Source organism: Polaromonas sp. YR568, assembly GCF_943371715.1.
In the GTDB taxonomy this organism is placed as follows: domain Bacteria; phylum Pseudomonadota; class Gammaproteobacteria; order Burkholderiales; family Burkholderiaceae_C; genus Polaromonas.
Genome location: NZ_CALRVW010000033.1, coordinates 1 through 25838, shown reverse-complemented (window position 1 = coordinate 25838; position 25838 = coordinate 1). Strand labels below are relative to the sequence as shown.

Genomic DNA, 25838 nt, shown 5'->3' with positions numbered 1-25838 from the left:
GCCTCATAACAGTTGCAGCGCAGCACCGGGTGGTGGCGCGCTGGCATCATCGGGATGACGGCTCAGGTGGCGCTCGGACGGGCTGCGGCGGCGCAGCTTGTCGAGCAGGATGTAGACCACCGGCGTGGTCAGCAGCGTGAGCAGCTGGCTGGCGATCAGGCCGCCGATGATGGAGATGCCCAGCGGCCGGCGCAGCTCGGCACCTTCGCCAAAACCGATGGCCAGCGGCAGCGCGCCCAGGATGGCGGCCAGCGTGGTCATCAGGATGGGTCGGAAGCGCAGCAGGCAGGCCTCGCGCACCGCATCGACTGCTGACAGGCCGCGCGAGCGCTCGGCCTCGATCGCGAAATCGATGATCAGGATGGCATTTTTCTTGACGATGCCGATCAGCAGAAAAACCCCGATCAGCGCGATGATGGAAAACTCCATCTTGAACAGCATCAGCGCGAGTACCGCCCCCACGCCGGCCGAGGGCAGGGTGGACAGCACCGTGATCGGGTGCACCAGGCTTTCGTACAGGATGCCCAGCACGATGTAGATCACGATCAGCGCCGCCAGGATCAGCAGGGGCTGCTCGTTCTGCGACTTCTGGGCACTGAGCGCCGTGCCCGAAAAACTGCCGCGCACGTTGATGGGCAGGCGGATTTCGGCCTCGGCCTGTTTGACGGCGTCCTGGGCCTCGCTGAGCGGAATGCCTTCGGCCAGATTGAAGGACACCGTGGTCGACAGCTCGCCGTCTTCGTGGCTGATCGATGCGGCCGTCGGGTTTTCGCTGAAGCTCGCAATGGCTGACAGCGGCACCATGGTGGTCACCGCTGCGCTCAGCGCCTGGCCCGAGGACGGGTCGCGCAGCGCCGGGTTGGCGACGCTGGTGCTGGTGGCCGGGGTGGCCGCGGCCAGGGTTGTGCCGCTGCCGCCGCGTGCGGGAACATAGATGTCCTTCAGTGATTCCGGGCTCTGGATGTAACGCGGCGCCACACCCATGATGACCTTGTACTGGTTCAGGTCGGCATAAATCGTGGCGACTTGGCGCTGGCCGAAGCCGTTGTACAGCGCGTTGTCCACATCGCGCGAACTGACGCCCAGCCGCGCCGCGCTGTCCTTGTCCACGGTGACCATGGTCTCCACGCCGTTTTCCTGCTGGTCGGTGTCCACGTCGGTCAGCGCAGTCTGCAGCTTCATCTGCTCGGCAAGGCGTGTCGCCCAGACCTTCAGGTCGGCGGCGTTGTCGCTCTTGAGGGTGTACTGGTAGGTGGAGTTGCTGGCCCGCCCGCCGCCGCGCAGGTCCTGCACCGGATTCAGGAAGATGCTGATGCCGGTGACCTGCGCCAGTTGCGGACGCAGCCGTGCGATCACCGCCTGGCCCTTGTCCGTGCGCTGGCTCACCGGCTTGAGGTTGATGAACATGAAGCCGCCGCCGGCGCGCGAGCCGCCGGTAAAACCGACCACGGTATCGACCGCCGGGTCGGCCCGGATGATGTCCACGATGGCCTTGAGCTTGGTCTGCATGGCCTGGAAGGAGATGCTGCGATCCGCGCGCAGGCCGCCGCTGATCTGCCCGGTGTCCTGCTGCGGAAAGTAGCCCTTGGGGATGGCCACGAACAGGTAGACGTTGAGCGCAATCACCGCCAGCAGGCTCAGCATCACGATCACGCGGCTGGCCAGCGCCCAGTCGAGGCTGATCTCGTAACCGCGGTGCAGGCGCCTGAACGCGGCCTCGAACCAGCGTGCCATCCGCCCCGGCGGCTTGGTGTGGGCATCGGGCTTGAGCAGCCAGGCGCACATCATCGGGGTGGTGGTCAGCGAGATCACCAGCGAGATCAGCACCGCCGCCGACAGCGTGACCGCAAACTCGCGGAACAGCCGGCCGGTTTGCCCGCCCATGAACAGCAGGGGAATGAACACCGCCACCAGCGACAGGCTGATGGACAGCACGGTGAAGCCGACCTCGCGCGCGCCCAGCAGCGCGGCCTTGAAGCGGTCCATGCCGGCCTCGATGTGGCGGCTGGTGTTTTCCAGCACCACGATGGCGTCGTCCACCACGAAGCCGGTGGCCACGGTGAGCGCCATCAGGCTCAGGTTGTTCAGGCTGAAGCCCAGAAAATACATCACGCCGAAGGTGCCCAGCAGCGAGACCACGGTGGCCACGGCGGGAATGATGGTGGCGCGCGCACTGCGCAAAAAGGCGCTGACCACCAGCACCACCAGCGCGATCGAGATCAGCAGCGTGATCTCGATCTCCTTGAGCGAGGAGCGGATCGAGTTGGTGCTGTCCGAGGCGACCTGCAGCACCACGTCTTGCGGCAATTGCGCCTGCAGCTCGGGCAGCAGGGCGCGCACGCCGTCCACCGTGGCAATCACGTTGGCATCGGGCTGGCGCGTGACCAGCACGATCACCGCCGGTTCGCCATTGAACAGGCCCAGGGTGTTGATGTTCTCCACCCCGTCCACCACCTCGGCGACGTCGCGCAGGCGGATCGCCGCGTTGTTACGCCAGGCCACCACCAGGTCGCGGTAGTCGGCCGCCTTGCGCCCGCCGCTGGCCGTGCTGGCGCCCGAATAGATCTGCAGGCGCTGGCCGTTGCCTTCAATCGCGCCCTTGGGCCGGTTGGCATTGGACGCCTGCAGCGCGGCGCGCACGTCTTCCATGCTGACGCCGTAGCGGTTCAGCGCAAACGGCAGCAGGTCCACCCGCACCGCCGGCAACGAGCCGCCGCCCAGCTCGACGTCGCCGACGCCCGGCACCTGCGCAATTTTCTGCTGCACGAGGTTGGAGACTTCGTCGTAGATCTGGCCGGGTGCGCGGGTTTTGGAGGTCAGCGCCAGGATGATGACGGGCGCCGCGGCCGGGTTCGCCTTGCGGTAGGTCGGGTTGCTGCGCAGCGTGGCGGGCAGGTCCACGCGCGAGGCGTTGATGGCGGCCTGCACCTCGCGCGCCGCGGCGTCGATCTTGCGGTTCAGGTCGAACTGCAGGCTGATGCGCGTCGAGCCCGTGCCGCTGCTGGACGTCATTTCGTTGACTCCGGCTATCGTGCCCAGCCGCCGCTCCAGCGGCGTTGCGACACTGCTGGCCATGGTGGACGGGCTGGCGCCGGGCAGCGAGGCACTGACCGAGATGGTCGGGAAATCAACCTGCGGCAGTGGCGAGACCGGCAGCACGAAAAACGCGCCTATGCCGGCCAGGGCTAGGCCGATGGTCAGGAGGACTGTGGCTACCGGGCGGCGGACGAAGGGCTCGGAGAGGTTCACTTTCTCCTCCTCGCCGAGGGCCTGGAATCATCTTCGACTCGAAGGTCTGCGGACTGCCTGCAAGCCGGGTCTCGCCCCGGCGGGCGAGGCACTTTTCTTTGCGTCGCCAAAGAAAAGTACCCAAAAGAAAGGCGACCCGACAGTCTGGGTCCCTCCGCTTCGCTACGGGCAACCTGCGGTGCTCGGCAAATGCGGGGTCTCGCTCGAACTCGCCTTCGGCTCAGACAATCGCGAGCCCTGATCCGCTTTTGCCTGCGCTCCTCGGCCCAGCCTAACGGGTGGGGGAATAAATTCGGGTGCGGGTGCGGGTGCAGGGAGGCGAGGACGCGCAAAGCGCGTCCTCGCCTCCCTGCACCCGCACCTGAACCCGAATTCATTCCCCCACCCGTTAGGCTGGGCCGAGGAGCGCAGGCAAAAGCGGATCAGGGCTCGCGATTGTCTGAGCCGAAGGCGAGTTCGAGCGAGACCCCGCTTTTGCCAAGCACCGCAGGTTGCCCGCAGCGAAGCGGAGGGACCCAGACTGTCGGGTCGCCTTTCTTTTGGGTACTTTTCTTTGGCGAAGCAAAGAAAAGTGCCTCGCCCGCCGGGGCGAGACCCGGCCTGTGGGCAAACCAGATGATCAGAATCCACCACATAAGCCCGCAAAAAAACACTTCCCTCTAGAATCACAAGGTGACCCCTGCCACCCCCCTCTCCCCCCTGCCAGCCCCACGCCGCCCCATCCGCGAACTGCCCGACGAGCTCGTCAGCCAGATTGCTGCCGGCGAGGTGGTGGAACGCCCGGCGTCGGTGGTGCGTGAACTGGTCGACAACGCGCTGGACGCCGGTGCCACGCAGGTCACGGTGCGGCTGCTGGCCGGCGGCGTGCGGCTGATTTCGGTCGAGGACGACGGCCTGGGCATTCCGCGCGAGGAACTGGCGATTGCGCTGCGTCGCCACGCCACCAGCAAGATCGCTTCGCTGCAGGACCTCGAATCCGTGGGCACCATGGGTTTTCGCGGCGAGGCGCTGGCTGCCATCAATTCGATCGCCGACATGAGCCTGCTGTCGCGCAGTTCCGAAGCCTCGGCCCGCGGCGAAGCGGCACATGCCTGGCAGCTCGACGGCCGTTCCGGCGAACTGACACCGGCCGCGCGCGCGCGCGGCACGACGGTGGAGGTGCGGGAGCTGTTTTATGCCACGCCGGCGCGCCGCAAATTCCTGAAAACCGACGCGACCGAGCTGGCGCACTGCATTGAAGCCGTGCGCCGCCACGCGCTGGTGCGGCCCGATGTGGGTTTTGCAATCTGGCACGAGGGCAAACTCGTCGAACAGTGGCGCGCCTGCAGCGGCGAGGCCGCGCACGACCAGCGCCTGGCCGATGTGCTGGGCAGCGAACTGCTGGACCAGAGCGTGGCGGTGGACTACAGCGTCGGTGTACTGCGCGTGACCGGCCGCGCCGGCATTCCGGACGCCGCGCGTTCGCGGGCCGACCAGCAGTTTGCCTACGTCAACGGCCGTTATGTGCGCGACAAGGTGATGACCCACGCCGCGCGCAGCGCCTACGAAGACGTGTTGCACGGCCACCGCCAGCCGGTCTATGCGCTCTACGTCACCATGGACCCGACACGGGTGGACGTCAATGTGCACCCGACCAAGATCGAGGTACGTTTTCGGGACAGCCGCGAAGTGCACCAGGCGGTGCGGCACGCGGTCGAAAACGCCCTGGCGGCGCCGAGGGCGGCTGCGGCGGCGTTGGCCGCGGCCAGCGGCACGGTATCACCCCATTTTGAATCAAATCATCCTCCAGCCCTTTCCCAATGGGCGCAACCAGCTATCAATTTCGGAGCGCATCAGGCTTACCGCCAGGACCCGCGTGTCTCGGACTTTGAGGCGATGTGGCCTTCGCCCACCGCCGGCCTTTCCACCGTTCGCCCTGAGCCTCTCGAAGGGCCTGATGCAGGCCCGGACAACACCGACCTGCCGCCCGGCGACTGGCCGCTGGGCCGCGCCGTCGCCCAGCTGCAGGGCATCTACATCCTGGCCGAAAACATCCAGGGCCTGGTGATTGTGGACATGCACGCGGCCCACGAACGCATCGTGTACGAGCGGCTGAAAAGCCAGCTCGACAGCGCCAGCATCACCAGCCAGCCGCTGCTGATTCCGGCCACCTTTGCCGCCACGCCGCAGGAAGTCGCCGCCTCCGAGGCGCATGTCGACACCCTGAAAGCACTGGGCCTGGAAATCACGCCCTTTTCGCCGCGCACGTTGGCGGTACGTGCGGTGCCGACCAGCCTGGCCCAGGGCGACGCGGTGGAACTGGCGCGCAGCGTGCTGGCCGAGCTGGCGCAACACGACGCCAGCACGGTGATCCAGCGCGCGCAAAACGAGCTGCTCTCGACCATGGCCTGCCACGGCGCGGTGCGCGCCAACCGCAAACTCACCATCGACGAGATGAACGGCCTGCTGCGCCAGATGGAAGCCACCGAACGCTCCGACCAGTGCAACCACGGCCGCCCAACCTGGCGGCAGATCACGGTCAGGGAACTCGACAACCTGTTCCTGCGCGGGCGCTGAGCAACAACCCATTAAGGTGCGCAAGATCCATAGCGGTGCATCAATGCACCGTTATGTACTATTGTTTATTGCAAAATGCACAATTGGCATTAATAAACGCACCAAAAACAGGATTTTTAATGAAGCATGCAAACGTTCACAGCTTTCTTGACCATGTCGCGCAACGCAATCCCGGCCAGACCGAATACCTTCAGGCCGTCACGGAAGTCATGGAAAGCCTGTGGCCCTACATCGAGCAACACCCCCGATACGCCACCCTGAGCCTGCTGGAACGGCTGGTGGAGCCGGAGCGCATCCTGATCTTTCGCGTGTCCTGGATGGACGACCATGGCACCGTCCAGGTCAATCGCGGCTTTCGCATCCAGCACAGCATGGCTATCGGCCCTTACAAGGGCGGCTTGCGCTTCCATCCCTCGGTCAACCTCTCGGTGCTGAAATTCCTGGCGTTCGAGCAGACGCTGAAAAACGCGCTGACCACGCTGCCCATGGGCGGCGGCAAGGGCGGCTCTGATTTCGACCCCAAGGGCAAAAGTCAGGCTGAAGTCATGCGTTTTTGCCAGGCCTTCATCAGCGAGCTGTACCGCCACCTCGGCGCGGACACCGACGTGCCGGCCGGCGACATTGGCGTGGGCGGGCGCGAAGTCGGCTTCATGGCCGGCATGTACAAAAAGCTCACCAACCGCGCCGACTGCGTGTTCACCGGCAAGGGCCTGGCCTTCGGCGGCTCGCTGATCCGGCCCGAAGCCACCGGCTACGGCACGGTCTACTTCGCGCAGGAAATGCTCAAGACCGCCGGCCGCTCCTTCGATGGCCTGCGCGTCAGCGTGTCGGGCTCGGGCAATGTCGCCCAGTACAGCGTGGAAAAAGCCATGGCGCTGGGCGCCAAAGTGGTCTCCGTGTCCGATTCCAGCGGCACCGTGATCGATGAGGAAGGTTTCACCCCCGAAAAACTCGCCGTGCTGATGGAGGTCAAGAACCACCTGTATGGCCGCGTGGACGAGTACGCCAAACGTGTGGGTGCGACCTTCCAGGCTGGTGTGCGTCCCTGGCATGTGCCGGTGGACGTGGCCCTGCCCTGCGCCACACAGAACGAACTCGACGCCGGCGATGCCGCCACCCTGATCAAAAATGGCGTGGTCTGCGTGGCCGAGGGCGCCAACATGCCCACCACCATGGAGGCTGCCAAGGCCTTTGAGGCGGCCGGCGTGCTCTACGCCCCGGGCAAGGCCAGCAATGCCGGTGGGGTCGCCACCTCCGGCCTCGAAATGAGCCAGAACGCGGCCCGCCTGTCCTGGCCGCGCGAAGAGGTCGATGCGCGGCTGCTGCAGATCATGCAGGGCATTCACGAGGCCTGCCTTCAATATGGACGGCGCGCCGACGGCCGCATCAGTTATGTGGACGGCGCCAACGTGGCCGGCTTCGTCAAGGTGGCCGACGCGATGCTGGCGCAGGGCGTGGTCTGAACCTCGCCTCTCACCGGCCCCGCAGGCCGGTGGGCGCGCAGCGCACCCGCGCCTTCACCGCCGTGTCCGGGAAGTCGCTGAACACGCCGTTCACCCGCATGCAGGTGACGGTTTGATGAAGCGATGACGCAGGGACTGACCCCGCAGTTGCTGGCGGCTTTGCCGCAACTTCACACGCCAGACATGGCCGGAAACCTGTTTGCCGGGGAAAATTCCTGGTAACGCGAACTTTTTGCCTTCCGGCCCACTCAGTCATGCTTATGAAACGCTGGACCCTGCTCGCCGCCACCGCCCTCTCCCTTGGTTTTGCCGTTCTCGCCGGCTGCAGCACGCTCGACGAGCGGCAGCGCGCCTGGATCTTCCAGCCCAGCGACCGCAGCTGGAGCGGTGGCCTGGCCGCTGCCGAAGGCATGGACGACGTCTGGATCGGTTTCAAGGCCAAAGCCACGGGTGACGAGCAGGCCACCCTGCACGGGCTGTGGCTGCCTTCCGACCAGCCCGCAGGGCCCATCCTTCTCTACCTGCACGGCGCGCGTTACAACGTGACCGGCTCGGCGCCGCGCATGCGCCGCATGCAGGAGCTCGGTTTTTCAGTGCTGGGCGTGGACTACCGCGGCTTTGGCAAAAGCACCGCGGCCCTGCCCTCGGAAGAGTCCGCCTATGAGGATGCCCGCGCCGCCTGGGACTGGCTCGCCAGGAAATACCCGGACCGACCCCGTTATGTCTTTGGCCACTCGCTGGGCGGCCCGATCGCCATCCACCTCGCCACCGAGGTCAACGACGAAAGCGGCACGATTGTCGAAGGCACCTTTACCTCCATTGCCGACGTGGTCAGCACCTCCAAATGGGGTTGGGTGCCGGTGTCGCTGCTGATCACCCAGCGCTTCGAGGCCGCCCGCAAGGTCGGCAAGATCGGCTCGCCGCTGCTGGTGGTGCACGGCGGTGAAGACCGGCTGATCGCCCCCGACCTCGGGCGCAAGCTGTTCGAGGCCGCCGCGCAACCCAAGCTGTTCATGCTGGTCGAGGGCGGCTCGCACCACAACACCAACTCCGTCGGCCAGGCGCAGTACCGCCAGGCGCTGGCGCAGCTGTTCAGCCTGAAATAGGCCGGCGCCGGCGCGGCGGCCACCCCATGCAGCCAACCGGCGTGCGGCTATCTGCTACGCTCAGATCAATGTCCGCCACGCCCCCTGCTCCCGCCTCCGCTGCCCCCGCGGCAGCCGCCGAATCGCCAGCCATGTCGCCCGCGCTGATTGTGCTGGTGTTGTCCCTGCTGCTGGGCATCCAGCCCATCACCACCGACCTCTACCTGCCGGCGCTGCCGGCGCTCACCGAGGGTTTCGCCGCACCCATGACGCAGGCCCAGCTCACGCTCACCGGGCTGCTGCTGGCCTTCGGCGTGTCGCAGCTTTTCTGGGGTCCGCTGTCGGACCGCTTCGGACGTCGGCCCATCCTGCTGTGCGGCCTGGGCGCCTACGTGCTGGCGGCCATAGGCGCCGCCCTCGCGCCGTCGATGGCACTGCTGATCACCTGGCGCATCGTGCAAGGCGCGGCCATGGGCGCGGCGGTCATGTGCGCGCGCGCCATCGTGCGCGACCTCTACACGCCGCTGGCCGGTGCACGCGCCATGTCCCGGGGCCTGAGCGGACTCGGCGTGATCGCCTGCCTGAGCGCGCCGCTGGGCGGCCTGCTGTCCGACGTGTTCAACTGGCGCGTGGCGCTGCTGGCGCTGGCCGTGTTCGGTGCAGCGGCGCTTGCCATGATTGCCCTGCGTTTCAAGGAAAGCATCGTCCGCAAGAACCCGCGCGCGCTGGAGCCGGCCACGCTGGTGCGTACCTGGTGGACGATTGTGCGCAACCCGACCTTTGTCGCTTTCTCGGCGCTGTCCACTGCTTCTTACGGCGGGCTGTTCACCTTTCTCGCCGCGTCGTCCTTTGTGTTCATCAAGGTGCTGGGCCTGTCCAAGACCCAGTACGGCCTGGTCATGTTTTCGATGTCCTTCGTGTATGTGCTGGGCACCTTCTGGTGCCGGCGCCTGCTGCCGCGCTTCGGCGTGCGCCGTTCGGTGGCCATGGCCGGCGGCCTCACCCTCAGCGGCGGCCTGCTGATCAGCGCACTGGCCTGGGCCGGCGTCCACAACGTCTGGGCCCTGCTGCTGCCTTACTACCTCTTCATCTTTGCGCACGGCGTGCACCAGCCCTGCAGCCAGAGCGGCGCCGTCGGACCGTTTCCGGGCGCGGCGGGTGCGGCCTCGGCGCTCAACGGCTTTCTGATGATGCTGGCGGCCTTTGCCATGGGCGGCTGGCTCGGCAGCCACCTCGACGGCACGGTGTACCCGCTGGCCTACGGCGTGTTGTTCTGGAGTATCTGCATCGCGTTGATCTCCTGGACGCTGGTGCAGCGCCATGGCGAGCCGGTGGCGCTGGCTGCGCCCGCGCGTTCATGACCACGTCGCGCTGGATCGGACTGGCGGGGCCGACGGCGTCGGGGAAAACCGCCGCGGCTTTTGCCATTGCCGAGCGCCATCCGGTGGAGATCATCAGCGTCGATTCCGCACTGGTTTACCGCGGCATGGACATCGGCACGGCCAAGCCGACACCGGCCGAACTCGCCGCTGTGCCGCACCATCTGATCAACATCCGTGACCCGTTGCAGGCTTACAGCGCCGCCGAGTTTGTGACCGACGCCACGCGGCTGATTGGCGAGATCAGCGCGCGCGGCAAGCTGCCGCTGCTGGTGGGCGGCACCATGCTGTATTTCAAGGCCCTGTTCGACGGCCTCGACGACATGCCCAAGGCCGACCCGGCGATTCGCGCCGCCCTGCTGGCCGAAGCCGGCGAGAAAGGCTGGCCCGCGCTGCACGCCGAGCTGGCCACGGTGGATGCGGTGACCGCCGCGCGGCTGGCGCCCAATGACTCGCAGCGCATCTCGCGCGCGCTCGAGGTGTTCCGCCTGACCGGGTTGCCGCTGTCATCTTTCCAGAAAAAAAATGCTATCGAAAAAGTAGCTGGTGACGCACGTCCCATCAGGGCTGGAACCCTGATTTCCCTTGAACCGCAAGACCGCGCCTGGCTGCACGACCGCATCGCCCAGCGCTTTGACGCCATGCTCGCGGCTGGTTTTCTCGACGAGGTGCGGGCGCTGCGCGCGCGCGGCGACCTGCACCCCGACCTGCCCTCCATGCGCTGTGTCGGTTACCGCCAGGCCTGGGAAGCCCTGGACGGCGCCTTTCCCCTGAGCGAACTGCGCGAGCGGGGCATTGCCGCCACGCGTCAGCTCGCCAAACGCCAGATCACCTGGCTGCGCTCCATGCCCGAGCGGCAGGTGGTCGCCTGTGACGCAGCAGACGCGGTGCAGCGGGTGCAGGCTCTGGTGAACCAAGCCTTATGAGCCTCATCGTCCAGAACCTCGGCAAACACTACGGAGACGTTGCCGTGTTCAGCCACGTCTCGCTGCAGGTCGCACCCGGCGAGTTTGTCGCCATCGTCGGCGAGTCGGGCGTCGGCAAATCGACGCTGCTCAACTGCATGGCCGGACTGGACAGCTGGGACGCGGGTTCGGTGTCGCTCGATGGCGTGGACCTAGGCGCACTCAGTGACGACCAGCGCGCCCTGCTGCGCCGCGAGAAGGTCGGCTTTGTGTTCCAGGCCTTTCACGTGTTGCCGCACCTGGACGTGGCGCAAAACGTCGCCCTGCCCCTGTTGCTGCTCGGCCAGCACGACGATGCACGGGTGCAGGCCATGCTCGCCGCCGTCGGCCTGGAGGGCCTGGGCGAGCGCCTGCCGCAGCAGCTGTCGGGCGGGCAGTTGCAGCGGGTGGCGATCGCACGCGCGCTGATCCACCGCCCCCGCCTGTTGCTGGCCGACGAGCCGACCGGCAACCTCGATCCCACCACCGCCGCCCGGGTCATGGACGCGCTGGTGGCGCAAACCCGTGGCCACGGCGCCGCGCTGGTGCTGGTCACCCACTCGGAAACCGCCGCCGCGCGCGCCGACCGCGTGCTGCACCTGAGCAGCGAAGGCATCACCGGCTGACAGGGCGCGGCCCTGCCGACGGCAGCTTGTCAATCCCGCACCCGGCCCCACCTGCGCATGAACAACCACACGCCCGCTCCATGAACGCCGCCCCGCTCGAAACCCTGGAACTCCTGCCCGCCACCCCGCCGCGCCAGCTGTTTGTGCTGCTGCATGGCGCCGGCGGTTCGGCGGTGGACATGCTGGACCTCGCCACCCTGCTCGGCGAGTCTTTTGCCGAGGCCGCCATCGTGATGCCGGAAGGCGTCGAAACCATCCACCTCGGCAAGACCGAGCGCCACTGGTTTCCGGCCTTCGAGCTGACCGACGCCAACCGGGCCGAACGGGTGGCCCAGGCCGTGCCCGCGCTGGCCCGCTTCATCCGCGAGCAGCAGGAGCGCTTCGGCATCCTGCAGTCCGATACGGCGCTGGCCGGCTTTTCGCAGGGCGCCACCATGGCGCTGGCGCTTTGCGACCAGCACGACGGGCTGGTCGGCCGGGTGCTGGCCTTTTCGGGTCCTTACGCGGCCTGGCCCGACAAGGCCCCTGCGCTCACGACCATTCATTTGCTGCATGGCCAGCTCGACGCCGTGGTGCCGGCCCGCCTGGCCCAGCAGGGCTATGCCGAACTGATGGCGCTGGGCGCCGATGCCACCTGCGACATCGCTTCGAGCATCGGCCACGAGCTGCACCCGGCACTGATGGAGCAAGCCGTGCACCGGTTGCAGACCTGCGTGCCGCTGCGTTTCTGGCGCTCGGCCTGACCGGGGCCTGCTGACCCCGTTTTTTTCGGCTGATTTGAGATTTCTCAAAGACAGGTGGCGCGCCGAACCCTATATTGAAAACGTATCTTGCGGGTTTCGTTCAGCGGAGCCGGCGGGGTACGGAGCTGGGGGGGTCGATTGATCGATCCGAGTTCCGGTGTGCTACACCGGGACGGATGAGGACGTCCCCAGACGAGTCAGCCCGACACACTGACCCGGGGTCCTCACCACAGCCGCCAGCCCCTGAAAAGGCTGGCGGGTCAGTTTCAGGGGTTGTATTGATGCCGGACCTCGCGGACAAGCTGACCTTCCTGCAACGGTCCGAGGCCTACGGCAATGCCGCGCAGCGTCCGCAATGCATCGAAACCCACATGTCCTGGGTGTTCCTGGTCGGCGACCGGGTCTACAAGCTCAAGAAACCGGTGCGTTTTCCCTTTCTCGACTTCACCACCCTGGTGGCGCGCGAGTTTTATTGCCGCGAGGAAGTCCGGCTGAACCGGCGCCTGGCCCCCGGCGTTTACCTGGGACTGATGGCGCTGCAGTGGCATGACGGCGTCTTCGAACTGCGGCCGGAGGCGCTGGCCCACAGTCCTGAAAACACCGTGGACTGGCTGGTCTGCATGCGGCGCCTGCCCAGCGAACGCATGCTGGACCAGCTGATCGCGCAAGGGCGTGTGGCGCCTGAGGAAATCGATGCGCTGGTCGCCGTGCTGGGCGCGTTTTACCGCAGCGCACCGGCCGTGGCATTGAGCCCGGACGACTACCTGGCCCGCTTCCAGTACGAACAGGCTGCCAACCGGGAGGTGCTGCTGCGCCCGCAGTTCCACCTGCCCCATGCCGCGCTGGCGTTGGACCGGCTCGACCTGGCCCTGGCGCGGCATGCCGGCCTGCTGCGCGAGCGCGCGTGCAGCCAGCGCGTGCTCGACGGGCACGGCGACCTGCGCCCCGAACACGTGTGCCTGCTCCAGCCCCCGGTGGTCATCGACTGCCTGGAGTTCAACCCGCAGTTGCGCCAGGCCGATCCTTTTGATGAACTGGCCTACCTCGGCATGGAATGCGACCTGGCGGGTGCGCCGTGGATCGGGCCGCACCTCGTGTCAGGCTGCGCCGCTGCGCTGGGAGACAGCCCACCCGCAGCGCTGGTGCAGCTGTACACCGCCTACCGCGCCCTGGTGCGCGCCCGCCTGGCGATGGCGCATCTGCTCGACCCGGTGCCACGCCTGCCCGAGCAGTGGCCGCCGCGCGCCAGCCGGTACATCACCTGCGCCATGGCCGCGCTGGACACGCTCGCCGGGCTGGCCGGCCGCGCGCCCGTCATCGCTGCCATGCCGCATGGGCCGCGCTGATCGCCCGCGCAAACAGCGGCGCGGCAGACACCACCAGCAGCTTGCTGCGTGCCCCGGCCGTGGCCGGCAGGCGAAAGGCCGGGACGCTGTCGGTCACGACGATGCTGGCGAGGCTGTCATCGCCCAGCACCTCGCCTGCCGCGCCGGTGAACAGGCCGTGCGCTGCAAACGCCAGCACCTCACGCGCGCCCGCAAGGCGCAAGGCCACGGCCGCACGCCGCATGGTTTCGCCGCTAGCCACCAGGTCATCGAGCAGCAGCACCGTGTGGCCGTTCACATCACCGGCCACCAGGTTGTCACTGCTGACCACGCCGGCGCTGCGGCGCTTGTCGACCATCGCAAAACCGACATGCCGCTGCAGCGCATGCTCCAGTGACTCACGCCACAGCTGCGCCCGCTTCACGCCGCCGGGATCCGGCGAGGCCACGGCCAGCGGCCCTTCACCGACCAGTTTGGGACCAGGGCATCAAACACCCGGTGCGCTTCCAGATGCTGGGTGGTGCAGCGAAAGGCGTTCTGGAAGGCCGCGACGTTGTGCGCCTCGAGCACGATCAGCTGCGCCGTGCCGACCGCCTCGAACAGCTGCGCGACATAACGCAGCGTGACCGGGTCAAAGGGTTTGGTCTGCCGGTCCTTGCGGGCATAGGCGAGGTAGGGCACCACCGCCGTCACCCGCGCCGCGCCATGCTCGCGCAGGGTGGCCATGAACAGCAGCAGATGGCAGAGCTTGTCATGCGGGCTGTCCTCCGGTCCGCCATGCAGGCTGTGGACCACATAGGCATCCCGGCCGCGCGGGTCCACCAGGGGCCGGAGCTTGTGTTCGCCGTCCTCGAAGCTCCGGTCTTCATGAGGCGCCAGCGGCACGGCCAGGGCGGCCGCCAGGGCATGCGCAAAGGTGGCGTCGGAATCCAGCGAAAAAAGCAGCATGGCCCAGTTCCCTCCCCGGGTGCCGGCGCGCCAGAGGCGGCCACAGGTTGTACGGATCAAACCAGCCATTGTTTGAAGACGCTGCCCGGCCTGCGTTGACAAAGGTCAAGCCGGCAGTTTTTTGCCTAGCGCCATGGACAGGACGGGCAACATCGCGCTGCGGATCGCACCCCGTTTGCGCATGGTCAAACCCGCCCTCGACGCCCAGGCGCATAAATGAAGGCCAGAGCACACCCCGCCTCCCTTCGACACCGCCACCATGGACAACCATTGGGAACACTTCGAACACGGCGCCGACATCGGCGTACGCGGCCTGGGCGCGACCAAGGCCGCGGCTTTCGAACAGGCGGCGCTGGCGCTGACGGCCGTCATCACCGACCCGCAGCATGTTGCCCCCGTGGCAAGCGTGCACATCCGCTGCCAGGCACCCGACGACGAGCTGCTGCTGGCCGAGTGGCTCAATGCCCTCATTTACGAAATGGCCGTGCGCCGCATGCTGTTTGGCCGCTTCCATGTGACGCTGGACGGCACCCGCCTGGAAGCACAAGCCACCGGCGAGCCGACGTCGGTGCAGCGCCACCAGCCGGCGGTCGAGATCAAGGGTGCGACCTACACCGCCTTGCGTGTAGCCCCTGCTGACGGTGGCTGGCTGGCGCAAACCGTGGTCGATGTCTGAGCATTTTCAAAGCCATGGACCTGAAACTTTTGAAACAACACGCGCCCTGTGCCTGGGAAATCCCGGCGCAGGGAAAGATGCGTGTGCCGGCCATGAGCTACGCGAGCGAAGAACTGGTGCGTGCGATGGATCACAAGGTATGGGAGCAGGCGGTCAACGTGGCCATGCTGCCGGGCATCGTGGGCGCCTCGTACGTGATGCCCGACGCCCACTGGGGCTACGGCTTCCCGATAGGCGGCGTCGCGGCGTTTGACGCCGATGCCGGCGGCGTGGTGTCGGCCGGCGGCGTGGGATTTGACGTCTCCTGCGGCGTGCGCTGCCTGCACACCGGGCTGCATCGCGAACACATCCTGGCCGTGCAGAACAAGCTCGCCGACACGCTGTTCGAGCGCATCCCGGCCGGTGTCGGCAGCACCGGGGCAATCCGGCTGGGCAGTGCGCAGATGGATGCCATGCTCAGCGGCGGCGCGAAATGGGCGGTCGGGCGCGGCTGGGGCACCAGCGCCGACCTGGAACGCATCGAGGAGCACGGCCAGATGCTTCACGCCAAACCCAAATTTGTCTCGGAACAGGCCAAGAAGCGCCAGCGTGAGGAAATGGGTACGCTGGGGAGCGGCAACCACTACCTCGAAGTGCAGGAGGTGACCGCGGTGTACGACGAGTCCATTGCAACGGCCTACGGCCTGGCGACCGGCGACGTGGTGCTGATGATCCACTGCGGCTCGCGCGGGCTCGGTCACCAGATCGGCACCGAGTTCCTGCGCCGCATGGTCATTGCGGCCCCCAGCCACGGCCTGCTGCTGCCCGACCGCGAACTGGCCTGCGCGCCCCTGCATTCCGACCTGGGCCAGGAATACCTGGGCGCGATGCGCGCCGCCATCAACTGCGCGCTGGCCAACCGGCAGATCCTGACCCAGCTGGTGCGCGACGTGTTCGCCGACCTGTTGCCTTCGGCCCGCCTGCCGGTGTTGTACGACGTGTCGCACAACACCTGCAAGCTGGAGACGCACCAGGTCGATGGCCGCCAGCGCGAACTGTATGTGCACCGCAAGGGCGCGACGCGGGCCTGGGGACCCGGCCACCCCGAACTGCCGCAGGCCTTGCGTGCCTCGGGCCAGCCGGTGCTGATTGGCGGCTCGATGGGCACGGGCTCCTACGTGCTGGCGGGCACCACGGCCTCGGAGTCCCTGGCGTTTTCGTCCGCCTGCCATGGCGCCGGGCGGGCCATGAGCCGGAACCAGGCGCTCAGGAACTGGGACGGCCGCAGCGTGGTCGACGACCTCGCCCGCCGCGGCATCCTGGTGCGCAGCCCCTCCATGCGCGGCGTGGCCGAAGAGGCACCCGACGCCTACAAGGACGTGCGCGCGGTCGTCGATGCAGCCGACGCGGCCGGCCTGGCGCGCAAGGTGGCGCGGCTGGAGCCGCTGGTGTGTGTCAAGGGTTGAGGCATGGCTGCCAGCCAGGACCTGCTCACCCTCTGGCTCGCCGGCGACGTGATGACCGGGCGCGGCATCGACCAGATCCAGGCGCACGCCGTTGCGCCGGTGCTGTACGAGAGCTGGGTGCACGATGCACGCGACTACGTGCGGCTGGCCGAACGTGCCAACGGGGCGGTGCCGGCCCCGGTCGCGCCGGACTACATCTGGGGCGACGCCCTGGCCGAGATCGAACGGCGCCCGCCCGCGCTGCGCATCATCAATCTGGAGACGGCGATCACCACGGCCAGCGAGCCCTGGCCCGGCAAGGGCATTCACTACCGCATGCATCCGGCCAACATCGGCTGCCTCACCACCGCACACATCGACGGCTGCGTGCTGGCCAACAACCATGTGCTGGACTGGGGGCGGGCCGGACTGGCCCAGACCCTGCAGACCCTGCAGCAGGCCGGCATCCAGACGGCGGGCGCCGGCAGCCACCTGGACGCGGCCTGCACACCCGCCGCCTGGTCCATTGGTGATAACGCGCGCCTGCTGGTGTTTGCCTGGGCGGCACCCGACAGCGGCGTGCCGTCGGACTGGGCCGCCAAACCCGGCTGCGCCGCAGGCATGGCTACGGAAAACGCCGGCGTGGCCCTGCTGCCCACATGGGACGAGGCCAGCGCGCAACGGGTCGCTGCACAGGTGGCGCAGCAGCGCCGGGCCGGGGACCGGGTGGTGGTCTCGCTGCACTGGGGCGGCAACTGGGGCGCCGAGGTGCCCCGGCTGCACCGCCGCTTTGCGCGGCGCCTGATCGAGCTGGGCGCGGCCGATGTGGTGCACGGCCACTCGTCGCACCATCCACGGCCAGCCGAGGTTTACCGCGGGCGGCTCATCCTGTATGGCTGCGGCGACCTCATCAACGACTATGAAGGCATCTCGTTCGAAGAGGGTTGTGACGCCAGTGCGGTGTGCCTGTATTTTGTGCAGCTGTCACGCGCGAGTGGTGCGCTGCAGCGGTTGGACATCGTGCCCATGCAATTGCGCCGGCTGCAGCTCAGGCATGCCGACGCCGCGGCGCGGCATCACCTGCAATCGCTGCTGGAGTCCGGCGGCCGGGAAGCCGGCACCGGGCTGGAACTACAGGCTGACGGTAGCTGGCAACTCAGGTGGTGACGGGTCTGGGCCTGTTGCCTATTGCCGCATCTTGCGTTCGCGTTTGCCTTCGCTGTCGACGGTGCCCACCAGCAGGCTCAGTTCCTCGGACAGCACGCCGAGCACATCGTCGAGTGTCACCACGCCTATCAGTTCGTCCTGGCCGCCCACCACCGGAACGCGGCGCACTCCCTTGCGGCGCATGCTGCGCATCAGGTCGATCAGTGAGTCGTCCTCGCGCGCGGTGACCAGATCGGTGGTCATCACATCGTCAACGGTCAAGGTCGTGGCATCGAGTCCCGGCGCGACCACGGCAGTCACGATGTCACGGTCGGTGAGCACACCCACCACGATGCGCCGGCCGTCCACCTCATCGACCACCACGAGGCAGCCGACATGGTTGTCCCGCATCAGGCGTGCCGCACCGTCCACGGACGTCGTCCGGAAAGCGATGGTCACACTGCGTGTGCAGATTTCTCCTGTCGTCAGACGTTCACCCATGTTGTTCTCCCGTTGTCCCAGACGTGTCGCATCCTGTCAATTTCCGGCAATCCGTGTCCATGCACCTTGGCCGCTCAACCCATGCCATGTTTGCCCAGGCTCACGCGCCTGGCCTGCAAACCCTGGCTGCCGGCCTCGGGAAGAAACTGCACGGCGCTGCCGGCCTGCATGTGTTCAAAAGGCATGCCGGCCACGTTGTTGCGGCTGAAGTAATACTCGTTGCCATCGGGGGTGCGGATGAAGCCGAAGCCGCCTTCATCATCGAGGCGCACCACCTCGCCGTGCAAGGGCACGGCATGCTGCTTTTCATCACCCCGGCGCTGGCGCACCACGTCTTCGACCTGGCGCTTCATGTTGTCGAAGGCATCCCGCAAGGCGACATACACATCCCCATCCTGGACCCGGTTCGCCACGAGTTCATGGCCGGGCAGTGTGAGGTCGATGTGCACGCTGTAAGGCCGCCCCTGGTGCTGGTGTTTTTGCGACAGCTCGATGGCCACCCGGCAGCTCATGATGTCTGGCGCAAACGTCTCCAGCTTGTGCGCATGTTCGCGGGCACTGGCCTCCAGCGCATCGGAAGGCGCCATGCCGCGAAACTGGATATGAACCGGAACCTGCATCGTCGTCCCCCATGAATGGCAGATGTTTCCATTGTGGGCAGGCGGCGAAAAAGAAACTTGCGATTTGTCAATGCAGACCCACAAACCCGCCCTGTCCCTGGGGCCGGGCGGGGGGTCGATGCCTCAGCGCACGGCCAGCAGATCGGCGTAACGCGCCAGATCCACATTGCCGCCGCTGACAATCACGCCGACCCGCGCGCCCTTGATCGCCGCCGCATCCGCGCAGGCGCCGGCAAACGCCAGGCAGCCGGTCGGCTCCACCACCATCTTCATGCGCTCTGCAAAAAAGCGCATCGCCTCGACCAGCTGCGCATCACTGACGGTGAGGATGTCGTCCACATCGCGGCGAATGATGCCGAAGGTGTACTCGCCCAGGTGCTGGGTCTGCGCACCGTCGGCAATGGTCTGGGGCACGGGAATGTGCACGATGCGGCCGGCACGCAGCGACTGCTGCCCGTCGTTGCCGGCTTCGGGCTCGACGCCGTAGACCTTGCACTGCGGCGCCAGCGCGCGGGCGGCCAGCGCCGAGCCGCTGGTCAACCCGCCGCCGCCGGTGCACACGTACAGGCGGTCCAGCGGTCCGGTTTCCTCGAACAGTTCCTTCGCGGCCGTGCCCTGGCCGGCGATTACATCAGGGTGGTCGTAGGGCGGGATCAAGGTCATGCCGCGCTCCGCCGCCAGCCGCAGGGTCAGCGCCTCACGGTCTTCGGTGAAGCGGTCGTACAGCACCACCTCGGCGCCGTAGCCGCGCGTGGCCGCCAGCTTGGCGGCGGGGGCGTCCTGCGGCATCACGATCAGTGCCGGCATGCCCAGCAGCCGTGCCGACAGGGCCACCGCCTGCGCATGGTTGCCCGAGGAAAACGCGATGGCGCCGGCTTGCCGCTGCGTCGCATCAAACTTCGACAGCGCATTGAAGGCGCCGCGGAACTTGAAGGCGCCCATGCGCTGGAAGTTCTCGCACTTGAAGAAAAACTGCGCACCCCAGCGCGCATCGGCAGTGGCGGACCGCAGCACCGGTGTGTGGTGCGCATGGCCTGCTATCCGCGCGTCGGCGGCAACAACATCGTCGTAGGTGGGGAGTTGCATGGCGAGGGGCTTTCATTCAATGGCTGGGAAAGACCATAGCTTAATCACCGCCGACCCCTGAAAGGCACAATCCACCGCATGCTCGCCCTTCTTTCCACCTTTTCCTGGCAGGAGCTGCTGCACCACAAGTGGCGCAACGCGGCGGCCGTGGTGGCCGTCATGCTCGGTGTGGCGCTGGCGTTTTCGGTGCAGCTGATCAATGCGTCGGCGCTCAGCGAATTTTCGCAGGCCGTGCGTTCGGTCAACGGCCAGCCCGACCTGGAGCTGCGCGCGGTGCGCGGCGGGTTTGACGAAGCGGTTTACGCGCGAGTGGCCAACCACCCGCAGGTGGCGCTGGCCAGCCCGGTGCTGGAGTTCAGCACCTACGCCGTCGCCCCCGCCGGCCAACGGGTGGCCCTGCGCGTGGTCGGTGTCGATGCGCTGGTGGTCGCCACACTGGCACCGGCCCTGATGCCGGTTCCCTCGGCCGGGGCCGAACGGCTGGCCCTGCTCGCTCCCGGCGCGGTTTTTCTCAATGCGGCAGCGCGGCAAAACCTGCCCGGCGAACGGCTGCAGCTGCAAAGCGGCCTGCAACTGCTGGACGTGCGGGTGGCCGGCAGCGTCAGCGCCGAGGGTGCCGCGCTGGCAGTGATGGACATCGGCGCCGCGCAGGAACTGTTCGGCCGGCTCGGCCAGCTCTCGCGCATCGACATCCGCCTGCAGGCCGGCGCCGACCGTGCCGCCTTCATCAGCTCGCTGCAACTGCCGGCCGCCATCACTGCCACCGAGCCGGGTGACGACGCGCAGCGCGTCAGCAACCTCTCGCGCGCCTACCGGGTCAACCTGACGGTGCTGGCGCTGGTGGCGCTGTTCACCGGCGCCTTCCTGGTGTTTTCGGTGCTGTCGCTGAGCGTGGCCAAACGCGCGCAGCAATTTGCCCTGCTCGGCGTGCTGGGCCTGACCGGCCGCGAGCGCCTGCGCCTGGTGCTCTGGGAGTCGGCGCTGCTGGGCACGGTCGGCAGCGTCGCCGGCATCGCGCTGGGCACGGCGCTGGCCGCGCTGGCGCTGCGGGTGCTGGGCGGCGACCTGGGTGGCGGCTACTTTTCCGGCGTGGCCCCGGCCCTGCAGTGGAATGCCGGCGCGGCCGCGGTGTACGGCCTGCTCGGTGTGGCCGCGGCGCTGGTGGGCGGCTGGTGGCCGGCGCGCGCCGCGCAAAAGCTGCCGCCGGCGCAAACCCTCAAGGGCCTGGGCGCACCACCGGCGGGCGGCACGCCCTACCGGCTCAGCCTGCTGCTGATGGCCGCCGCCGGCTTGCTGGCCTTGACGCCCCCGGTCTTTGGCATCGCCCTCGGCGCCTACCTGTCGGTCGGGCTGCTGCTGGTCGGCGGCATCAGCGCGCTGCCCTGGCTGATCGCCCTGCTGTATGACCGCATCGCCCCGCATGTGTCGCGTCGCCTGCTGCCGCTGCTGGCGGTGGAACGGGCGCGCCGTGTGCGCGGCAGCGCAGCGGTGGCCGTCAGCGGCGTGGTTGCCTCGCTGAGCCTGGCCGTGGCGCTGACGGTGATGGTGGCGAGTTTTCGCGACTCGGTCACCCACTGGCTGGACGTGGTGCTGCCGGCCGACCTGTACGTGCGCACCGCCAGCACCAGCGCCGCCAGCGACACGGTGTTTTTTTCGCCGGCGTTTGTGCAGGCGCTCGCGCAACTGCCCGTCGTGGCGCGCCTGGGCACGCTGCGCGTGACCTCCGTGCTGCTGGACCCCGACCAGCCCGCGGTGGCGCTGATAGCGCGCGACCTGCAGGACCCGGCCGGAAGCCTGCCGCTGGTGGGCAGCGCGCTGCCGGTGCCGGCCGGGCATGTGGCGATTTATGTGAGCGAACCCATGGTGGATCTGTACGGCGCCCGCCCGGGCACCATGTTCACCCGACTTTCAGGGTCTTTTGAGGCACTGGCCCTTGATGGACGTGCGCAAGCAGCTATGAATTCAGGAGCAAATCAGGCAAGCCCCAAGTTCTACGTGGCCGGTGTCTGGCGTGACTACGCGCGTCAGTTCGGCGCCATCGCCATGGACAGGCGCGACTTTGAAGCCCTCACCGGCGACCGGCGCGTGAACGACCTGGCCCTGTGGCGCGCGCCCGGCGCAGGTGACGCGCAGCTGCAGCAGGCCGTGCGCGCGCTGGCACAGGCGCAGACGGGTTCGGGCGAGCTGATCGAGTTTGCGTCCAGCGGCCAGATCCGCGCCACCTCGCTGCGCATTTTTGATCGCAGCTTTGCCGTGACCTACTGGCTGCAGGCCGTGGCCATTGCGATCGGCCTGTTCGGCGTGGCGGCCAGCTTCAGCGCGCAGGTGCTGGCGCGGCGCAAGGAGTTTGGCCTGCTGGCACACCTGGGGCTGACGCGCCGGCAAATCCTCACGCTGGTCGCCGGCGAAGGCGCCGCCTGGACGCTGGCCGGCGCGCTGGCCGGGCTGGGCCTGGGGCTGGCCGTGTCGCTGGTGCTGGTGCATGTGGTCAATCCGCAAAGTTTTCACTGGACCATGGACCTGGCCCTGCCCTGGGCGCGGCTCTTGGGCCTGTGTGCGGCGGTCATCCTGGCCGGCACCGTCACCGCCTGGCTGGCCGGGCGCGCAGCGGCCGGCAGGGACGCGGTGCTGGCCGTCAAGGAAGACTGGTAGCGCCTGAACCTCTCACCTGCCATCACAGGCCAACACAAGCGGCATGGACTTTGCAGGGCTGGCCGCAAGAATGGTGGCAAGGCTATCTGCCGAAATGGCGCGATACCCCCTTTCATTTGCTTACCAACTGCCCCTGACCGTGACGTGGAATTTTGCGCATTGTCATGACTTCGTCGCACGACCTGCCTACGATGAACACAGCACTTCAACAAGGCATTCATCATGGCGCCCGCTCAATACCGCATTGAAAGCAGGAACACGCTAAGAGGCGGCCTGCTCCCGCCCAACGCCCTCAGGCAACTCTACGCCGACCGCTCGCTGGCTGTGGCCGTGGCGGTGAAAAGCCTGGCCGACCCGACCTGCCAGGAGATCCGCGTGGTGCACATTCCCAGCGGCGAAATTGTTTTCCAGACGGCGCCGACGCACTAATCCCTCTCAAACCTGGCGGAACTGCGCCAGCGTCAGCAGCAGGTTGCGAGTGGCGCCGTCCACCGCTTCCAGCGGCCTGTGCGCCACCGCCGTGGGGCGCGTCAAGGCGGGCTTGAGCGGTACTACCTGCACCCCTTGGTGCAACTGCTCGCCGGCATGCTCCAGCGGCAACACCGCCGCGCCATAACCCGCGGCCACCAGGCTTTTCATGGCCTCGTTGTAGTTGAGCTCGATGCGGGTGCGCGGGCTCAGGCCCGCGTCAGCAAACCACTCCATGGTCAGGCGGTACATCTGTGTGGTCGAGTCGTTGAAGATCAGCGGCCGCGCGGCCAGCCATTGCGGTGTGATGCGTTTGGGCACGGTCCATGCCCGGGGCACAAAGGCCATCATCGGGTCGGTGCGCCAGTGCGTCATGACAATGCCGGGGCGGTCCGGCTGCGGCAGCGCCACCAGCCCCACATCCAGCGTGCCCTGGCCCAGCCGCTCCATGGCCTCCGCCGAGCCCAGGATGCTGACCTCGACATCGATGTCCGGGTGGGCGCGCTCCATGGCCTTGAGCACCTCGGGCAGCAGGTAGACCAGCACGCCGGTCGAGCTGCCCAGCCGCACGCGGCCGATGCGGCCCTCGACATGACGCTGCACGGCGTCCACCGCATCGTCGGCGTCGCGCAGCAGGCGCCTGGCGCGCTCGACCAGCACCACGCCCGCCGCGGTGGGCTCCACCTTTCTGCCGCCACGCAGCACCAGCGTGGCTCCGAGACGGCTTTCCAGCTCGCTGATGTGCAGGCTCACCGTCGGCTGGGCCAGGTGCAGCGCACGCGCCGCCGCCGAAAAGGTGCCGAGGTCGGTGATCGCCACCAGGGTACGGAGTTGGTCAAGGTTCAGTTCACGCATCAGAAATCCTGATAGTTTTGATCAGAAAACTCAACTTCCACAATACCACGATCCACCGCACCATCGGTGACTTCCACCTCAGGAGTACCGCCATGTTGCACAAGACCCTCGTCCTCCCCTTCGCCGCGCTGGCGCGCGGACTTGCACAGCGGCTGCAGCCGAAGCCACGCGGACCGGTGCAGGAAAAGGGGTTGCGGCAAAGCCGCGCCGAGCTGGCGCAGATGAGTACGCGGGAGCTGAACGACCTGGGCATAGGCCGCGGCGACATTCCCGCCCTGCTCGACGACCCGGCGGGCTGGCGCAGGGACAGGCATTGTTGATGGCCGGCGTCGGCCCGGCGGCCGGTCAGTGCGTGATGGCCACCAGCACGCTGCAGGGCGCGTGTTCGATCAGCGACTTGGACACCGAACCGCGCCACCAGCGCGCCGCCCAGCCATCCAGATGTTTGTGACCCACGACGATCAGGTCGGCGTTGATCTTTTTCGCGTACTTGGTGATTTCGTCGACGGTCTCACCCACCACCACCTCCCCCTTGGCCTGGTGGCCCGCACCGGCCAGCTGGCGCAAGCCCTCGTCCAGAATGGCGGTGTATTTTTCCTTCTCGTGTTCGGCCAGGCTTCGGTCGTACACGCCGCCTTCCACACCGATCAGGTCCATGTAGAGCGGCGTCACGGCAATCAGGGTCAGCGAGGCCTGGCTCCACTGCGCAATCTCCTGGCAGTCCAGCAGCGCCTTCTGCCCCGCCTTGGAGCCGTCATACGCCAACAAAATTTGCTTGTACATGGGTGCATCTCCTGCAGAGTGTCAAAGGAAAAGGTGTCATCAACGATTCAAGGATAGACCTTACACCCGGCCCTCGCAACCCGGTGTTGTCCCGCACACCGGCCGTGCTTGCTGCGAGAATGTTTTGATGCGCCCCCCCGCCCCGCCCGCCCCTCTTGCGCCCAGCCCGGTGCGCCGCCGCCTGTTGCAAGCCCTGGCCGCGGGCATGGCTGCCGGCGCCGGCCCGGCCTTCGCGCTGCCCGCCAGGGTGCTGCAGTTTCCGCGCGACTTTGGTGCACACCCTGACTTTCGCACCGAGTGGTGGTACATCACCGGCCATGCCAGCTCGGGTACACGCGAGTTTGGCTTCCAGCTCACGTTTTTCCGCTCGCGCGTGGACGGCACGCAGGGCATGGTGTCAAAGTTTGCCGCCAAACAGCTGATCTTCGCGCATGCCGCCGTCACCGACGTGGCAGGCAACAAGCTCTGGCACGACCAGCGCATAGCGCGCGAAGGGTTTGACATTGCCAGCGCCAGCACGCAGGGCATGGCCCTGAAGCTGCGCGACTGGTCGCTGCAAAGCCAGGGCCGCACCCACGGCGCCCGCCTGCCTGCTGCCGACTTTGCGCTAAACCTGCAGTTCACCGAAACCCAGCCCGTGCTGCTGCAAGGCAAACAGGGCCTGTCGCGCAAGGGGCCGGAAGAAAAACAGGCCAGCTACTACTACAGCCTGCCGCAACTGGCCACCAGCGGCAGCCTGCAGATCAAGGGCCAAAGCTTCAACGTGAGCGGCAAGGCCTGGCTGGACCACGAGTGGAGCGAGGAGATCCTGCACCCCGACGCCACCGGCTGGGACTGGATAGGCATGAACCTCGACGACGGCAGCGCCCTCACCGCCTTTCGGCTGCGCGACAAGGCCGGCAACACCTTGTGGGACGGCGGCTCCTTCCGCTCCGCCAAAGGCGATGTTTACCCCTTCAGCCGCGGCGAAGTGATCTTCAAACCCGTGCGCCGCTGGAAAAGCCCGCTGAGCCAGGCCAGCTACCCGGTCGAGTGGCTGGTGCGCACCCCGGCCGACATCTACACCGTGCGCGCCGTTATCGACAACCAGGAGCTCGATAGCCGCCAGTCCACCGGCGCGATTTACTGGGAAGGCCTGAGCGAGTTGATTGACAGCAATGTGTTGATTTCCACTAAATCCTGACCCCGGTTTTCCATTTAATTTTGACCCCACCTTTGGTGGAGTAGCCGGGCTACTCGATTGTGGATAAGTCTAACGTCGACGGTATTGTTTCTCCTTTCGTCTGTGCCTTCTTGCCCCGTGGCTTGG

23 protein-coding genes are annotated in these 25838 nt (G+C 67.2%); 15 read left to right on the top strand and 8 right to left on the bottom strand.

What is annotated here, in order from left to right; genetic code table 11:
- Positions 1-3 precede the first annotated feature (3 nt).
- Complete coding sequence (locus AAG813_RS17945) at positions 4-3249, bottom strand: efflux RND transporter permease subunit (protein WP_341917247.1); 3246 nt, start codon at positions 3247-3249, stop codon at positions 4-6.
- Positions 3250-3921: 672 nt separating this feature from the next.
- Between AAG813_RS17945 and mutL the strand changes: the two genes are divergently transcribed.
- The 8 genes from mutL (at position 3922) to AAG813_RS17905 (ending at position 13391) form a co-directional block, all read left to right on the top strand.
- A complete protein-coding gene (gene mutL / locus AAG813_RS17940) occupies positions 3922-5805 on the top strand; it encodes a DNA mismatch repair endonuclease MutL (protein WP_341917244.1) in 1884 nt (627 codons plus the stop codon).
- A 119-nt stretch (positions 5806-5924) separates the two neighbouring features.
- Positions 5925-7268, top strand: a complete 1344-nt coding sequence (gene gdhA / locus AAG813_RS17935) for an NADP-specific glutamate dehydrogenase (protein WP_341917243.1) — start codon at positions 5925-5927, stop codon at positions 7266-7268.
- Positions 7269-7528: 260 nt separating this feature from the next.
- Positions 7529-8374, top strand: coding sequence for an alpha/beta fold hydrolase (locus tag AAG813_RS17930; RefSeq protein ID WP_341917242.1), 846 nt, complete (start codon positions 7529-7531; stop codon positions 8372-8374).
- A 68-nt stretch (positions 8375-8442) separates the two neighbouring features.
- Positions 8443-9714, top strand: a complete 1272-nt coding sequence (locus tag AAG813_RS17925) for a multidrug effflux MFS transporter (protein WP_341917241.1) — start codon at positions 8443-8445, stop codon at positions 9712-9714.
- Positions 9711-10658, top strand: a complete 948-nt coding sequence (miaA, locus tag AAG813_RS17920) for a tRNA (adenosine(37)-N6)-dimethylallyltransferase MiaA (protein ID WP_341917238.1) — start codon at positions 9711-9713, stop codon at positions 10656-10658. The genes AAG813_RS17925 and miaA overlap by 4 nt, the downstream gene beginning before the upstream one ends.
- Positions 10655-11302 carry an ABC transporter ATP-binding protein gene (locus AAG813_RS17915; RefSeq protein WP_341917236.1) on the top strand — a complete coding sequence of 216 codons (648 nt, stop codon included), beginning with the start codon at positions 10655-10657 and terminating at the stop codon, positions 11300-11302. The genes miaA and AAG813_RS17915 overlap by 4 nt, the downstream gene beginning before the upstream one ends.
- 80 nt (positions 11303-11382) lie before the next feature.
- Entirely contained in the window at positions 11383-12045 is a 663-nt protein-coding gene (ypfH, locus tag AAG813_RS17910; RefSeq protein ID WP_341917235.1) for an esterase, read from the top strand.
- A gap of 281 nt (positions 12046-12326) precedes the next feature.
- Positions 12327-13391: a hypothetical protein gene (locus AAG813_RS17905; RefSeq protein ID WP_341917233.1), complete on the top strand. Its 1065-nt coding sequence runs from the start codon at positions 12327-12329 to the stop codon at positions 13389-13391.
- Here the strand turns inward: AAG813_RS17905 and AAG813_RS17900 are convergent.
- Together AAG813_RS17900 and AAG813_RS17895 are read right to left on the bottom strand one after the other, a co-directional pair.
- Positions 13360-13818, bottom strand: a complete 459-nt coding sequence (locus AAG813_RS17900) for a phosphoribosyltransferase family protein (protein WP_341917231.1) — start codon at positions 13816-13818, stop codon at positions 13360-13362. The genes AAG813_RS17905 and AAG813_RS17900 overlap by 32 nt on opposite strands.
- Positions 13791-14318, bottom strand: a complete 528-nt coding sequence (locus AAG813_RS17895; RefSeq protein ID WP_341917229.1) for a ribose-phosphate pyrophosphokinase-like domain-containing protein — start codon at positions 14316-14318, stop codon at positions 13791-13793. The genes AAG813_RS17900 and AAG813_RS17895 overlap by 28 nt, the downstream gene beginning before the upstream one ends.
- A 259-nt stretch (positions 14319-14577) precedes the next feature.
- Here AAG813_RS17895 and AAG813_RS17890 point away from each other — a divergent pair, with 259 nt between their 5' ends.
- The 3 genes from AAG813_RS17890 to AAG813_RS17880 are packed head-to-tail and all read left to right on the top strand — an operon-like array spanning position 14578 to position 17585.
- The gene (locus tag AAG813_RS17890; RefSeq protein ID WP_341917228.1) at positions 14578-14994 is read left to right on the top strand and encodes an archease; all 417 of its coding nucleotides are present in this window, start codon (positions 14578-14580) and stop codon (positions 14992-14994) included.
- A gap of 14 nt (positions 14995-15008) precedes the next feature.
- Positions 15009-16439: an RtcB family protein gene (locus tag AAG813_RS17885; RefSeq protein WP_341917227.1), complete on the top strand. Its 1431-nt coding sequence runs from the start codon at positions 15009-15011 to the stop codon at positions 16437-16439.
- 3 nt (positions 16440-16442) lie between these two features.
- Positions 16443-17585: a CapA family protein gene (locus AAG813_RS17880; RefSeq protein WP_341917226.1), complete on the top strand. Its 1143-nt coding sequence runs from the start codon at positions 16443-16445 to the stop codon at positions 17583-17585.
- An 18-nt stretch (positions 17586-17603) separates the two neighbouring features.
- On the opposite strand, the gene AAG813_RS17875 is transcribed toward AAG813_RS17880, so the two are convergent.
- The 3 genes from AAG813_RS17875 to AAG813_RS17865 all read right to left on the bottom strand — a co-directional run bounded on the left by AAG813_RS17875 (position 17604) and on the right by AAG813_RS17865 (position 19771).
- Entirely contained in the window at positions 17604-18065 is a 462-nt protein-coding gene (locus AAG813_RS17875; RefSeq protein ID WP_341917225.1) for a CBS domain-containing protein, read from the bottom strand.
- 74 nt (positions 18066-18139) lie between these two features.
- The gene (locus AAG813_RS17870; protein WP_341917223.1) at positions 18140-18685 is read right to left on the bottom strand and encodes an HPF/RaiA family ribosome-associated protein; all 546 of its coding nucleotides are present in this window, start codon (positions 18683-18685) and stop codon (positions 18140-18142) included.
- 123 nt (positions 18686-18808) lie between these two features.
- Positions 18809-19771: a threo-3-hydroxy-L-aspartate ammonia-lyase gene (locus tag AAG813_RS17865; RefSeq protein ID WP_341917220.1), complete on the bottom strand. Its 963-nt coding sequence runs from the start codon at positions 19769-19771 to the stop codon at positions 18809-18811.
- Between the two features lie 78 nt (positions 19772-19849).
- On the opposite strand from AAG813_RS17865, the gene AAG813_RS17860 reads away from it, so the two are divergent.
- Both AAG813_RS17860 and AAG813_RS17855 read left to right on the top strand, forming a co-directional pair.
- Complete coding sequence (locus tag AAG813_RS17860) at positions 19850-22423, top strand: FtsX-like permease family protein (RefSeq protein WP_341917219.1); 2574 nt, start codon at positions 19850-19852, stop codon at positions 22421-22423.
- A gap of 222 nt (positions 22424-22645) precedes the next feature.
- Positions 22646-22852, top strand: a complete 207-nt coding sequence (locus AAG813_RS17855; RefSeq protein WP_341917217.1) for a hypothetical protein — start codon at positions 22646-22648, stop codon at positions 22850-22852.
- Between the two features lie 6 nt (positions 22853-22858).
- Here the strand turns inward: AAG813_RS17855 and AAG813_RS17850 are convergent, their stop codons facing one another.
- Entirely contained in the window at positions 22859-23746 is an 888-nt protein-coding gene (locus tag AAG813_RS17850) for a LysR family transcriptional regulator (protein WP_341917216.1), read from the bottom strand.
- 92 nt (positions 23747-23838) lie between these two features.
- On the opposite strand from AAG813_RS17850, the gene AAG813_RS17845 reads away from it, so the two are divergent.
- Positions 23839-24066 carry a DUF1127 domain-containing protein gene (locus tag AAG813_RS17845; RefSeq protein WP_341917214.1) on the top strand — a complete coding sequence of 76 codons (228 nt, stop codon included), beginning with the start codon at positions 23839-23841 and terminating at the stop codon, positions 24064-24066.
- A 25-nt stretch (positions 24067-24091) separates the two neighbouring features.
- Here the strand turns inward: AAG813_RS17845 and AAG813_RS17840 are convergent, their stop codons facing one another.
- On the bottom strand, positions 24092-24529 hold the full coding sequence (locus tag AAG813_RS17840; RefSeq protein ID WP_341917213.1) for a universal stress protein: 438 nt from the start codon (positions 24527-24529) through the stop codon (positions 24092-24094).
- 205 nt (positions 24530-24734) lie between these two features.
- Between AAG813_RS17840 and AAG813_RS17835 the strand changes: the two genes are divergently transcribed.
- A complete protein-coding gene (locus AAG813_RS17835) occupies positions 24735-25712 on the top strand; it encodes a carotenoid 1,2-hydratase (RefSeq protein ID WP_341917270.1) in 978 nt (325 codons plus the stop codon).
- Positions 25713-25838: the final 126 nt, after the last annotated feature.